Genomic DNA, 13449 nt, shown 5'->3' on the forward strand with positions numbered 1-13449 from the left:
CGCCATCGTCAGACGACAAAGGGCCCGCCTCGCGCGGGCCCTTTGCGTTTCCATGGATTGCCGTCGCTCACGCGGCCTGGCGCAGTTCCGCCAGCACGTCGCGCAGCGCCACTTCGCCGACGAAGCCGCCGGCGCTGGTCGCGGGCCGCTGGTCTTCGATGGCATGGGCGAACACGACGGCCGGATCCGCTTCGAGCTTGTCGAACAGGCGCTGCAGGTTCGGGAACTCGCGGCGGTCGACGGCCTGGTGGTACTCGTTCCATCGCGCGATGCCGATGAAGTAGGCGTCGGCCAGCGTGCGGTGTTCGCCCAGCAGCCACGGCTTGTTGCCCAGCATCGCCGACAGATCCTCGTGCACCTTGCGCACCTTCGCGCGGCCGAAGTCCGTCAGCACTCTCTGCTCGGCCTCGTCGCCGCCGTGTTCCAGCGCGTACCACAGCGGCACGTAGGCGCCGAAGAAGCTGGTGTTGAGGAAGGCGAGCATGTGGTTGAGGCGGTCGAATTCCGGCGTGCCCTGTGCGAACGCCAGCTTCGTCCCGATGCCTCGCGCGCCGAGGTGGTTGAGGATGGCCATGCTCTCGCTCAGGAACTCGCCGTCGGCGGTGCGCAGCGTCGGGGTCTCGCCGACGGCGTTGATGCGGCGGTAGTCCTCGCCGGTCACTTCCTCGGGCATGCCGACGCGGGCCAGGCGATAGGGCTGGCCCAGCCACTCCAGCGCGACGATGGAACCGAAGGAACAGCCGGACGGCACGCCGTAGAACAGGATCGGGGTCATGGGGAATCTCCTCTGATGGGCTCCGGCCAGCGGCGCTGGCCTGCCGGAAAGGTAGATCTGTGGACTTTGGGCGAGTAGCCGGCAGAATCGGGACTTATCGTCCACATGGATGGATGTCGGCCGCGTGCTCAACCTCAACGACCTGGTGTTCTTCGTGTCCGCCGTCGAGCACGGCGGTTTCGCCGCGGCCTCGCGCCGCCTGGGCCTGCCCAAGTCGACGATCAGCAAGCGCGTGGCGGTGCTGGAGGAACGACTGTCGGCGCGCCTGATCCATCGCACCTCGCGCAGCTTCACCCTGACCGAGCTGGGGCGCGATTTCTACGAGCACGCGCGCGGCGCACTGATCGAGGCCGAAGCCGCCGAGGCCATCGTGCGCGACCGCCAGGCCGAGCCGAGCGGCACGGTACGCATCAGTGCCTCGGTGCCGGTGGCGCAGCTGCAGCTGGCCGCGTGCCTGCCGCGCCTGGCGCGCCTGCACCCGAAGCTGCGCCTGCAGCTGGACGTGTCCGACCGCTTCGTCGACCTGCCGCAGGAAGGCATGGACATCGCCATCCGCAGTCATTTCGCGCCGCTTCCCGATTCGGGTCTGGTGCAGCGTCGTCTCTCGGAAGAGGCGGTCGTGCTGGTGGCGTCGCCCGCGTATGTGTCATCGCGTTCGCCGATGCGATCGCCCGACGATCTCGCGCAGCACGACGGCGTGCTGTCGGGCGCCTTGCTGACCACGTGGACGCTGTTCGATCGTTCCGGCCGGCGCGCGCTGGTCGCGCCGCAGGCGGTCATGGTCGCGAACGAATCCACGGTGCTGATCGCCGCCGCCGAAGCCGGCCTTGGCATCGCCTGCCTGCCGGAGCGGATGTGCCGGGCGTCCATCGCGTCGGGCGCGCTGGTGCGCGTGCTGCCGGACTGGAACGCCGGCACGGTGACCACCACGCTGGTGATGCCGCACCGGCGCGGCCTGCTGCCCGGCGTGCGCGCGACGGTCGAGTTCCTGGTCGATCACTTCCGCGAGGACGGCTGAACGCGGTGGCTGCTGCCGGCAGGCTGTCAGCAGACACGCGCGAGAATGCCGCCATGGACACCGCCCGGCTCAAGCGCTACTGCGCGTCGTTTCCCGCAGCGAAGGAAGTGCTGCACGGCGAACCGTCGAACATCCTCGTCTACTCGGTGGGCGGCAAGACCTTCGCCTACTTCAAGACCAGCGAGCCGGAGCGCTGGCGCTTCAGTTTCCGCACGACGCCGGACCGCTTCGTGGAACTCACCGACCAGCCCGGCGTCAAGCCGGCGCGTTGGATGGCACGCTGGTACTGGGTGACCGTCGTCGACGTGCGCCGCGTGCCGGAGGATTACCTGCGCGAGCTGGTGACGTGGTCGTATCGGCGTGCGTTGGGGACGCTGAGTGGGAAGCGTCGGCGTGAGCTGGTGGGCGATGAGGCGTTCGTGGACCGCTGAGGCGCCGGCGTGCGCGGACGACACTGGCACAGGCGAAGCACCGAAGCGATCGCCAGGCCCACAAACGACAACGCCGGCACAAGGCCGGCGTTGTCGCATCCAACGATCGGACCGCGATCGATCGAACGTCACCCGATCGAGCGTCGATCAATCGTACGCGGTGATATCCACATCCTTCGTCTCGCGCAGGAACAGCGAGCCGATCACGAAGGTCATCAGCGCGATGATGATCGGGTACCACAGGCCGTAGTACATGTTGCCCGTGGCCGCCACCAGCGCGAAGGCGATCGTCGGCAGGAAGCCGCCGAACCAGCCGTTGCCGATGTGGTACGGCAGCGACATCGAGGTGTAGCGGATGCGCGTGGGGAACAGCTCCACCAGCCACGCGGCGATCGGGCCGTAGACCATCGTCACGTAGATGACGAGGATGGTCAGGATCAGCAGCACCATCGGCTTGTTGATGCGATCCGGGTCCGCCTTCTCGGGATAACCGCCGGCAGTGAGCGCCTGCTTCAGTGCGGTGCCGAACGCGTCGGTCTTCGCCTTGCTGTCGTCCTTGCCCAGGCCCGCGCCTTCGAAGCTCTGGACCTCGACGTCGCCCACCGTCACGCGTGCCACCGTGCCTGCGGGAGCCGCCTGGATCGTGTACGGCACGCCGGCCTTGGCGAGCGCGGCCGTGGCGATGTCGCACGAGTTGGTGAAGACCTTCTTGCCCACCGGGTCGAACTGGAACGAGCAGGTGCGCGGATCGGCGTGCACCACGGCCGGCGCGTTCGCGCTGGCTTCGGCGATGGCCGGGTTGGCGTAGTGGGTGAGGCCCTTGAACAGCGGGAAGTAGGTGATCGCGGCGATCAGGCAGCCGGCCATGATGATCTTCTTGCGGCCGATCCTGTCGCTGAGCCAGCCGAAGAAGATGAAGAACGGTGTGCCGATGGCGAGCGCGGCGGCGATCAGCAGCCACGTCGTCGTCGCATCCACCTTCAACGACTGCGTCAGGAAGTACATCGCGTAGAACTGGCCCGCGTACCACACCACCGCCTGGCCTGCGGTCGCGCCCAGCAGCGCGAGCAGCACGATCTTGCCGTTCTTCGAGAAGAAGCTCTCGGTGATCGGCGCCTTGGACTGCTTGCCTTCGGCCTTCATCTGCTGGAACAGCGGCGATTCGTTGAGCTGCATGCGGATCCACACCGACACGCCCAGCAGCACGATCGACAGCAGGAACGGAATGCGCCAGCCCCAGGCCTCGAACGCCTCGGTGCCCATCCACGTGCGCACGCCCAGGATCACCAGCAGCGACAGGAACAGGCCGATCGTCGCGGTGGTCTGGATGAAGCTGGTGTACAGGCCGCGCTTGCCGTGCGGTGCGTGTTCGGCCACGTACGTCGCCGCGCCGCCGTACTCGCCGCCCAGCGCCAGGCCCTGCAGCAATCGCAGGATGATCAGGATCGCCGGCGCCGCGAATCCGATCGACGCGTAGTTCGGCAGGATGCCGACCAGGAACGTCGACAGGCCCATGATCACGATGGTGACCAGGAACGTGTACTTGCGGCCGATCATGTCGCCGAGGCGACCGAACACGATCGCGCCGAACGGACGCACCGCGAAGCCCGCGGCGAACGCGAGCAGCGCGAAGATGAAGGCGCTGGTCTCGTTCAACCCGCTGAAGAACTGCTTGGCGATGATCGCCGCGAGCGAGCCGTACAGGTAGAAGTCGTACCACTCGAACACGGTGCCCAGGCTGGAGGCGAAGATGACCTTCTTGTGCCCCTGGCTGAGCGTGCCCTCTTTCGAGGTGTTTGCGGTAATGGTGGACACGTTCTCGCCCCCTTAGAAGTTGTACTTGACGTGCGTCTGCAGGCGGTTGAGCTCGCCGCGGTCGCCGTTCTCGAGTTCACGCTGGCCCCAGATCAGCTCCGCGCCGAGGTCGAGCTTGGGCAGCGGCGAATAGATCAGGTTCGCGTGCGCGGACTGCGCGCCCCGGGTGATGCCAAGGCCGGTGAGGTCGACGTCCTGGTCGTATTCGGCGCGCGAATAGAACAGGTTCATGCGCAGCTTCGGAGTGAACACGTGGCGCCAGCCGACGAAGCCGGCGATGACGTCGATGTTGTCCAGGTCGCCCGTGGAATCGAGCACCGCGTCGTTGTTCAGCGCCAGGCCGATGTAGCGGCCGATGCCGCTGCCGCCGGTGACCATGTAGCGGATGTCGTCGTTCTTGCCGAGGTTGAACTTGCCCGACACGCTCAGGCCGTAGCCGGTGCTTTCGTCCTCGATCGACGGAAGCGCCGGCGTGGTCGGCGTTCCGGCGACGCCCGCGGTCTGGTACTTCAGCTGCCGCACCAGGCCCGCGACGCCGAAGTGGCCCCAGTCGCCCTTGGCCGTGTAGCGCGCGGTGAAGTCGGGCATCGGGCCGTCGTCGCCGGCGATCTGCGCCATGTTGCCGTTGAACGGCGTGTAGACCGTTTCCGGGTTCTCCATCGAGAACGACCACGGCCCGTTGGTGTAGCGCACCTGCGCCTGGCGCACGAACACCGTGCCTTCCGTGGGGCCGAGGAAGTCGACCGTGTCGGGCAGCGCGGCGGTGTCCTGGAAGTTCGTCCAGGTCTGGCCGGCCAGCCAGTTGTTCCACTGCACGTAGGCCTGGCGCAGGGTGAGCGCGTAGGTGTTGGTCGCGACCTCGTTGCCGGTGAAGGCCGTGCTGCCGCCGCCGAACAGGTCGAACTCCAGGTACGCCTTCAGCTTGTCGTCGTTGTCGGTGACGCTGTCCACGCCGAACCAGAAGCGCGAGAAATTGGCGCCCATGTCGGTGTCGGTGCCGCCTTCGCGCAGGTCGCCCTGGCCGACCGGAATCGCTTTGGGCACGTAGAACAGGCGACCCACGGTGCCGTCGGGAATGTCGCCGTCGTTGGTCGAGGTGACCGACGCATCGAGCTTGATGAAGCCGCCGTAGGAGAACTTCGAGTTCGGATTCGCGGTCGGCGTGATCGTCGTGCTCTGGATCGGCGCCGCCGCGCCCGTGGCCGCGGTCGCCGTCGCGGGCGTGGCCGGTGCGGCGGGCGCGGTGGCCTGGGCCGTCTTCACTTCGCTGATCTGGCTCCGCTGTTGCTGCTGCTGCGCCACCAGTTGCTGGACCATCGCTTCGAGCTGGGCGACGCGCGCTTCCAGCTCCTTCTCCTTCGCGGTCTGCGCGAAGGCCATCCCCGGCAACGCGAGCGCGACGAGCAATGCGGCGGCGAGCGGGCGGCGACGCGGAGACGCGGCCTTCGACGTCGGGGCAATGCTTGCGGACATGATTCCCTCCCAAAGGAACGCCGGACCGGATGCCCGACATGGCCCGAGCCTGCGGCGCCATCGCGCTGCACAACCATTCCCCATTGGTCGTAGGCGCGGGCCGTCTACGACCATCGTCTACACCCCCGTGGATGAGGCCCGACAGCGAATGCGGCACACTGGCCGTTCCGGCCGCCTGCTTCGGCCGGAACGCCTTTCACGCCGTCCCGGAGCCGCCCGCCATGAACCATCCCGCCGCCGTCTATCCGATCGATCCGGACTTCGCCGCGAAGGCGCTCGTGACGCGCGAGGACTACGAGCGCCTGTACGCCGAATCGGTGCGCGATCCGGCCGCGTTCTGGGGCAAGGTCGCCGGCCGGCTCGACTGGTTCGCCAAGCCGACGAAGATCAAGGACGTCAGCTTCGACCTGGAGGATTTCCGCATCCGCTGGTACGAGGACGGCGAGCTCAACGCGAGCGTGAACTGCCTGGACCGCCACCTCGCCACGCGCGGCGACAAGACCGCGCTGATCTTCGAGCACGACGATGCCTCCAGGCCGGCCGAGCACATCACCTACCGCGACCTGCACGCGCGCGTGTGCAAGCTGGCCAACGCGCTGCGCTCGCTGGGCGTGCGCAAGGGCGATCGCGTCACCATCTACCTGCCGATGATTCCCGACGCCGTGGTCGCGATGCTCGCCTGCGCGCGCATCGGCGCGATCCACTCGGTGGTGTTCGGCGGATTCGCGCCGCAGTCCATCGCCGATCGCGTCGCCGATTGCCAGAGCCGCATCATCATCACCGCCGACGAAGGCCTGCGCGGCGGCAAGAAGGTGCCCCTGAAGGCCAACGTCGACGCCGCGCTGAAGATGGGCGGCACCAACACGGTCGAGACCGTGCTCGTCGTGCGCCACACCGGCTCGGCGGTGGAGATGCAGATGCCGCGCGACCGCTGGTACGACGCGGTCGTCGACGGCCAGCCCACCGAATGCGCGCCCGAGCGCATGAACGCCGAGGACCCGCTGTTCATCCTCTACACCTCCGGCTCGACCGGAAAGCCGAAGGGCGTGCTGCACACCACCGCCGGCTACCTGGTCTACGCGAGCTACACGCACGAAGTCGTCTTCGACCTGCGCGAAAACGACATCTACTGGTGCACCGCCGACGTCGGCTGGGTCACCGGCCACAGCTACATCGTGTACGGGCCGCTCGCCAATGGCGCCACCGCGCTGGTGTTCGAAGGCGTGCCGAACTACCCGAGCGTGTCGCGTTTCTGGGAAGTGATCGACAAGCACCAGGTCACGCTGTTCTACACCGCGCCGACGGCCATCCGCGCGCTGATGCGCGACGGCGACGAGCCGGTGAAGAAGACCTCGCGCGCGTCGCTGCGCCTGCTCGGCACGGTCGGCGAGCCGATCAATCCCGAGGCGTGGCGCTGGTACTACGAAACGGTCGGCGATTCGCGTTGCCCGATCGTCGACACATGGTGGCAGACCGAAACCGGCGGCATCCTCATCACGCCGCTGGCGGGCGCGATCGATCTCAAGCCGGGTTCGGCGACCAGGCCGTTCTTCGGCATCCAGCCGGCGCTGGTCGATGCGAACGGCGCGCGGCTGGAAGGCGAAGCCGAAGGCAACCTGGTGCTGACCGATTCCTGGCCGGGCCAGATGCGCACCGTGTACGGCGACCACGCCCGCTTCATCGACACGTATTTCCGCACGTATCCCGGCACGTACTTCACCGGCGACGGCTGCCGCCGCGATGCCGACGGCTATTACTGGATCACCGGCCGCGTGGACGACGTCATCAACGTGTCGGGCCACCGCATCGGCACGGCGGAAGTGGAAAGCGCGCTGGTGTCGCACCCGAAGGTCGCCGAGGCGGCGGTGGTCGGGTTCCCCCACGACATCAAGGGGCAGGGCATCTACGCCTACGTGACGCTGATCGCCGGCGAGTCGCCCACCGACGACCTGCACAAGGAGCTCATCGCCCATGTGCGAAAGGAGATCGGGCCGATCGCCACGCCCGACCACCTGCAATGGGCGCCGGGCCTGCCGAAGACGCGCTCGGGCAAGATCATGCGCCGCATCCTGCGCAAGATCGCCGAGAACGCACCGGACCAGCTCGGCGACACGAGCACGCTGGCCGATCCGAGCGTGGTCGAATCGCTGGTGCGCGAGCGGCGGGTTTCGTAACTCCTTCCCTCCCGGAAGCACTCCCTCCCGCGTGCAGGGGAGGGACGCGGAGGGATGTATCGCCGGCCGTCATTGCGTCACTGGCGCCCGAGCCGCTTACCCTCCCAACCTCCCCTGACAGCTGGGGAAGCAGAAGCCCGACCAGATGCCCACCCTCCTCATCGCCGACGACCACCCGCTCTTCCGCGAAGCCCTGCGCGGCGCGGTCGCGCGCGTGCTGCCGGACGCGCAGCTGCGCGAGGCCGACAGCGTCGAGGCGCTGTACACGCTGGTCGAAGCCGAACCCGACGCCGACCTGCTGCTGCTCGATCTCAACATGCCCGGCGCGCAGGGTTTCAGCGCGCTCGTGCACCTGCGCGCGCTGCATCCGCAATTGCCCATCGTCGTCGTCTCCGCGCGCGAGGAGCCCACGGTGATGCGCCGCGCGCTCGATCACGGCGCGGTCGGCTTCATTCCGAAATCCGCCGATGCCGCGACGCTCGGCGAGGCGATCACGCGCGTGCTCGATGGCGATCGCTGGGCGCCGTCGGTCGCGCTCTCCGCACCGGCGGCGCACGCCGACGAACACGACGCCGCGCAGCGTTTGCGCGATCTCACGCCGCAACAGTTCCGGGTGTTGCAGATGCTCGGCGCGGGGCTGCTCAACAAGCAGATCGGCTACGAACTCGGCGTGTCGGAGGCAACGGTGAAGGCGCATGTCACCGCGATCCTGCGCAAGCTCGGCGCCAGCAACCGCACGCAGGCCGTACTGATCGCCGGCCGGCTCGCGCTGGACCCGGGCGCGATCGTGCCGCCGCCGGAAGAGGCCGACTGAGCCCCCGCGACACGCTCGTCGTCCGGCGCCCGGAGGCAACTCACGCCCGATCCACCGCCGCTGCGGTACTACAGCGTGCGGAACAGTCGCAATGGAGTCCCGTTCTCCATGAACCTGGCGCTTCGGATCGCCACGCTCGTGCTCGCTTCGACACTCGCCGCCTGCGGCGGCCAGGCGAAGCTGCGTGAAGGCGAGGACACCGGCGCCAACCCGCGGATCGTGCCGCCGCAGACGTCGGCGTTGCCGGTGGTCGAAATCGCGCCCGCGCGCGGCTGGGACGGCGTGGAAACGCCGACGCCCGCCGCGGGGCTCGAAGTGAAGGCGCTCGCGACCGGACTCAACCATCCGCGCTGGCTCCATGTGCTGCCCAATGGCGACGTGCTGGTCGCCGAAAGCAACGCGCCGCCGGGCAAGCGCGGCATCAAGGGCCTCAAGGGCAAGGTGATGGCCGCGGTGATGAAGCGCGCCGGCTCCGGCGTGCCCAGCGCGAACCGCATCACGCTGCTGCGCGATGCCGATGGCGACGGCGTGGCCGAAATGCGCAGCGCCTTCGCGGAAAACCTGACCTCGCCGATCGGCATGGCGCTGGTCGGCGACACGCTTTACATCGCGAACACCGACGCGCTGGTGCGCCTGCCTTACGAGACAGGACAGACGCAGGCGAGCGGCGCGCCGGAAAAAGTCGTCGACCTGCCCGGCGGCGGCGACCAGCTCAACCATCACTGGACCAAGACGCTGGTCGCATCGAAGGACGGCACGCGGCTGTTCGTCGGCGTCGGTTCGAACAGCAACATCGCCGACAACGGCATGCAGGCCGAGGTCGATCGCGCGGCGATCCTGGAGATCGATCCCGCCGCGCGCACGCGCCGCGTGTTCGCCAGCGGCCTGCGCAATCCGGTCGGCATCGCGTTCGAACCGGACACCGGCGCGTTGTGGGCCGTGGTCAACGAGCGCGACGAACTCGGCAACGACCTCGTGCCCGATTACCTCACGCACGTCGAGCGTGGCGCGTTCTTCGGCTGGCCGTACAGCTACTGGGGCCAGCACGTCGACACGCGCGTGAAGCCGCAGAACCCCGACCTCGTCGCCACCGCGCGCGAGCCCGACTTCGCGCTCGGCGCGCACGTCGCGCCGCTCGGCCTCACGTTCGCGCAGGGGCAGAAGCTCGGCGATGGTTACTCGAACGGCGCCTTCATCGGCCTGCACGGTTCGTGGAACCGGCAGCCACTGTCGGGCTACAAGGTCGTGTTCGTACCGTTCGATGGCGGACGCCCGACCGGCACGATGGTCGACGTGCTCGGCGGTTTCCTCGATGCCGACCTCAACGCGCGCGGACGTCCCGTCGGCGTGGCGATCGCACGCGACGGCGCGCTGCTGGTCGCCGACGACGTCGGCAACGTGGTGTGGCGCGTGAGCGCGTCGAATCGCTGACGATCGCGCGCGTCAAGGCAATCACGCGTGCACGGCCTGCCGCTGCGCGGCGAGGAATGCGCGCAAGGACGCCGGCTTCACCGGTTTGGTCAGCACGCGGCAGTCGTGCTCGCGCGCGGCGAGCTTGAGCGCGTCGCTGCCGTCACCGGTCAGCAACGCCGCCGGCAGCGAGCGGCCGTAATGCGCTCGCAGTTCGTCGATCACGCCCAGGCCGTCGAGCCGGTCGTGCAGGTGATAGTCGACCAGCGCGACGTCCGGCCGCTCGTCGAGCCGCGCCAGCGCTTCATCCGCGTTCGCGGCGGTGAGCGCGACGACGCCCCAGCGTTGCAGCAGGCTGCGCATGCCGTCGAGGATCTCGCGATCGTTGTCCACGCACAGCACGCGCAGGCCGGCGAGCGAATCGCCACCCATCGTCACATGCGGCGACGGCAGCGGCGCGGCGTGCATCGCGCGGCCGAACGGCACGGTGATCGAGAACACGCTGCCCACGTTCACGCGCGAGCGCACGCGCAGCGGATGCTCCAGCGTGCGCGCGATGCGCTGGCAGATCGACAGGCCCAGGCCGAGGCCGCGTTCGCCGGCGTCGGAAGGCGTCTCGAAGCGGCGGAACTCATCGAAGATCTGCGCCAGGTGGTGTTCGGAAATGCCCGGTCCGGTGTCCCACACCTGCAGTTCGACCGCGCCCTCGCGCATGCGCGCGGCGATCAGCACGCCGCCCTCGCGCGTGTAGCGCAAGGCATTGGCGAGGAAGTTCTGCAGGGCGCGACGCAGCAGGCGACGGTCGCTGCGCACCGGTCGCGGCGTGTCCGGCGCGCGCACGCGCAGCTGCAGTCCGCGTCCGGCGGCAACCGGCGCGTACTGCGCGACGAGTTCGCGCAACAGCTCGTTGACGTCGAAATCGGTGATGGCGATGCGCAGCGCGCCTGCGTCGAGACGTGAGATATCGAGCAGGCCGTCGAGCAGGTCCTCGGCGGCGCGCAGCGATGCATCGACGCGTTCGGCCAGGTGCGCCTGCTCGGCGACGTCGCTGGTTTCGCGCAGCGCGCTGGCGAACAGTCGCGCGGCGTTGAGCGGTTGCAGCACGTCGTGGCTGATCGCCGCGAGGAAGCGCGTTTTCGACTGCTGCGCGGCCTCGGCCTCGCGCGTGCGCAATTCGACGCGCTGTTCGAGCGTTTCGTTGACTTCGCGCAGGCCCTGCTCGGCGCGCTTGTAATCGGTCACGTCGGAATACGTCGTGACGTAGCCGCCGGGCAGCGGACGGCCGCGCATCTCGATCACCTGTCCGTTCGCGCGCACGCGTTCGAACACGTGCGGCACGCCGGCGCGAAGATGCTTCAGGCGGCGACGCACCTGCTCGTCGATGTCGCCGGGGCCCATCTCGCCGCGTTCCGCGTTCCAGCGGATGAGATCGCTCACCGGGCGACCCACGTACAGCATGCCGTCGGGATATTCGAACAGCTCCTGGTACCGGCGATTCCATGCGACCAGGCGCATTTCCGCATCGACCACGCTCACGCCCTGGCTGATGTTCTCCAGCGTGGTGGAAAGGATCTGCCGGTTGAAGCGCAATTCCTGGTTCGCTTCGTCGAGCAGCGCCACCACTTCGCCCAGTTCCATGCCCGAGCCGCGCAGCGCGGTGGTGAGCGTGAGGCGCGCCGAGGCCGCGCCGATCGCCGAGGCGAGCAGGCGTTCGGTGAACTGCGCGAGTGCGCGGTCGGCCGGTTGTTCCGGCTGCCACGTGCGGCCCTGTTGCAGTGCGTACTCCTCGAAGGCGCGGCGTGCATGGCGTTCGCCGACGATGCGTTCGGCGAGCGCGAGCAGTTCGCCGCCGCGCACGCTGCCGGCCCAACCGCCGGGGCCGAGCGCGGGACGCTGCACGTAGGGATCGAGGAACGGCGCGGCAAGCAGTTGCTCCTGCAAACGCGGACGCTGTCGCACCGAGACGAACAGGAACACGCCGACGTTGAACAGCAGCGACCAGAACGCGCCGTGCGTGAGCGGGTCCCAGCCATGCAGGCCGAACAGCTGTTCCGGCCGCAGCCAGTCCACGCCGAGCGGCCCCTGTTCGATCCACTGCGTGCCGAACCAGCCACCGCGCGCCAGCGCCGGCAGCAGCAGCGTGTACAGCCACAGCACCGTGCCGGCGAACAGGCCGGAGAACGCACCGGCGCGGCTCGCACCGCGCCAGTACAGGCCGCCGATCAGCGCCGGCGCGAACTGCGCCACCGCCGCGAACGCGAGCAGTCCGTGCTGCGCGAGCGTGTCCTCGCCGCCGCCGTAGTACGCCGAGCCGCGGTGGTAGCCGTAGGCCATCATCGCCAGCACGAAGATGGTGATGCGGCGCACCCACAGCACCTGCTTGTCGATGCCCTGGCTTTCGTGCAGCGCGCCACCGCGCAGCAGCAGCGGCATGATCAGGTCGTTGCTGACCATCGTGGAGAGCGCGACGCTGGCGACGATCACCATGCCCGTCGCCGCGGAGAACCCGCCGATGTAGACGATCAACGCCAGCGTCTCGTGCTGCAGGGCCAGCGGCAGCGCGAGCACGTAGGTGTCGGGCGACGCGCCCGTGCCGGCGAGCAGCGACTGCCCCGCCAGCGTGATCGGCACCACCAGCAGCGAGATCAGCACCAGGTAGGCGCCGAACATCCAGCGCGCCGACCGCAGGTCGGCCGGGTCCTGGCATTCGACGACGGCGACGTGGAACTGGCGCGGCAGGCAGACGATGGCGGTGAACGCCAGCAGCGTCTGCGCGACGAAGCCCGCCGGCAGGCCCTGCGCCGTCACCACCGGCGCGGCCTGCACCATCCGCTGGACCAGGTTGCCCGTGCCCGGCAGGTGCGCCAGCGCGAACAGGCCGATGGCGAGGAACGCGAGCAGCTTCACCAGCGATTCCAGCGCGATGGCGAGCACCATGCCGCGATGGTGTTCGGTGGCGTCGATCTGGCGCGTGCCGAACAGGATCGCGAACGCCGCCAGCATCAGCGCCACGTAGAACGCCGGGTCCGACAGCAGGCCGGCGTCGCTGCGCACGTCGGCCAGCACTTCCACGCTCATCGCGACGGCCTTGAACTGGAGCGCGACGTACGGGACGGCCGCGGTCAGCGCGACCGCCGCCACCAGCGCCGCGAGGCCCGGCGCGCGGCCGTAGCGGGACGACAGGAAATCGGCGATCGACACGATGCGGTGCTCGCCGGAGATCAGCACCAGCCGTTCCAGGATGCGCCAGCCGAACAGCAGCATCAGCAGCGGGCCGAGGTAGATCGGCAGGAATCCCAGCCCCGTGCGCGCCGCCGTGCCGACCGCCCCGTAGAACGTCCACGACGAGCAGTACACCGCCAGCGCCAGCGAATACACCGCCGGCCGCAGCCAGCGCGCCCGCGGCGTGGTTTCGCGCTGGTCGCCGAAATAGGCCACCGCGAACAGCACGCCGACGTAGGCCGCCGAAACCAGCAGCAGAATCCAGCCTGGGATCACGTAAGCCGCCCTGCAGGGAACACGCCGCGAGTGTAGAACGT

General features: G+C 68.7%; 9 protein-coding genes. 5 read left to right on the top strand and 4 right to left on the bottom strand.

What is annotated here, in order from left to right:
• Positions 1 to 67: 67 nt before the first annotated feature.
• Positions 68 to 775, bottom strand: coding sequence for a glutathione S-transferase family protein (locus tag AC3ANK_RS00405; RefSeq protein WP_484171799.1), 708 nt, complete (start codon positions 773 to 775; stop codon positions 68 to 70).
• 109 nt (positions 776 to 884) lie between these two features.
• On the opposite strand from AC3ANK_RS00405, the gene AC3ANK_RS00410 reads away from it, so the two are divergent.
• Together AC3ANK_RS00410 and AC3ANK_RS00415 are read left to right on the top strand one after the other, a co-directional pair.
• Positions 885 to 1793 (top strand): LysR substrate-binding domain-containing protein, encoded by a 909-nt coding sequence (locus AC3ANK_RS00410; RefSeq protein WP_484171800.1) that lies wholly within the window; start codon positions 885 to 887, stop codon positions 1791 to 1793.
• A 53-nt stretch (positions 1794 to 1846) separates the two neighbouring features.
• Complete coding sequence (locus AC3ANK_RS00415) at positions 1847 to 2224, top strand: MmcQ/YjbR family DNA-binding protein (RefSeq protein WP_484171801.1); 378 nt, start codon at positions 1847 to 1849, stop codon at positions 2222 to 2224.
• A 147-nt stretch (positions 2225 to 2371) separates the two neighbouring features.
• Here AC3ANK_RS00415 and AC3ANK_RS00420 read toward each other — a convergent pair whose 3' ends face one another.
• Together AC3ANK_RS00420 and AC3ANK_RS00425 are read right to left on the bottom strand one after the other, a co-directional pair.
• On the bottom strand, positions 2372 to 4039 hold the full coding sequence (locus AC3ANK_RS00420) for an MFS transporter (protein ID WP_206861811.1): 1668 nt from the start codon (positions 4037 to 4039) through the stop codon (positions 2372 to 2374).
• A gap of 12 nt (positions 4040 to 4051) precedes the next feature.
• Entirely contained in the window at positions 4052 to 5512 is a 1461-nt protein-coding gene (locus AC3ANK_RS00425) for a DcaP family trimeric outer membrane transporter (RefSeq protein WP_484171802.1), read from the bottom strand.
• A gap of 221 nt (positions 5513 to 5733) precedes the next feature.
• Between AC3ANK_RS00425 and acs the strand changes: the two genes are divergently transcribed.
• The 3 genes from acs to AC3ANK_RS00440 all read left to right on the top strand — a co-directional run bounded on the left by acs (position 5734) and on the right by AC3ANK_RS00440 (position 9931).
• Positions 5734 to 7686, top strand: coding sequence for an acetate--CoA ligase (gene acs / locus AC3ANK_RS00430; RefSeq protein ID WP_484171803.1), 1953 nt, complete (start codon positions 5734 to 5736; stop codon positions 7684 to 7686).
• A gap of 145 nt (positions 7687 to 7831) precedes the next feature.
• Positions 7832 to 8500, top strand: a complete 669-nt coding sequence (locus AC3ANK_RS00435; protein ID WP_206861808.1) for a response regulator transcription factor — start codon at positions 7832 to 7834, stop codon at positions 8498 to 8500.
• A gap of 108 nt (positions 8501 to 8608) precedes the next feature.
• A complete protein-coding gene (locus AC3ANK_RS00440; protein WP_484171804.1) occupies positions 8609 to 9931 on the top strand; it encodes a PQQ-dependent sugar dehydrogenase in 1323 nt (440 codons plus the stop codon).
• Positions 9932 to 9952: 21 nt separating this feature from the next.
• On the opposite strand, the gene AC3ANK_RS00445 is transcribed toward AC3ANK_RS00440, so the two are convergent.
• Positions 9953 to 13408, bottom strand: a complete 3456-nt coding sequence (locus AC3ANK_RS00445; protein ID WP_484171805.1) for a PAS domain-containing hybrid sensor histidine kinase/response regulator — start codon at positions 13406 to 13408, stop codon at positions 9953 to 9955.
• Positions 13409 to 13449: the final 41 nt, after the last annotated feature.

The organism is Lysobacter sp. SCRH-1R (genome assembly GCF_057747855.1).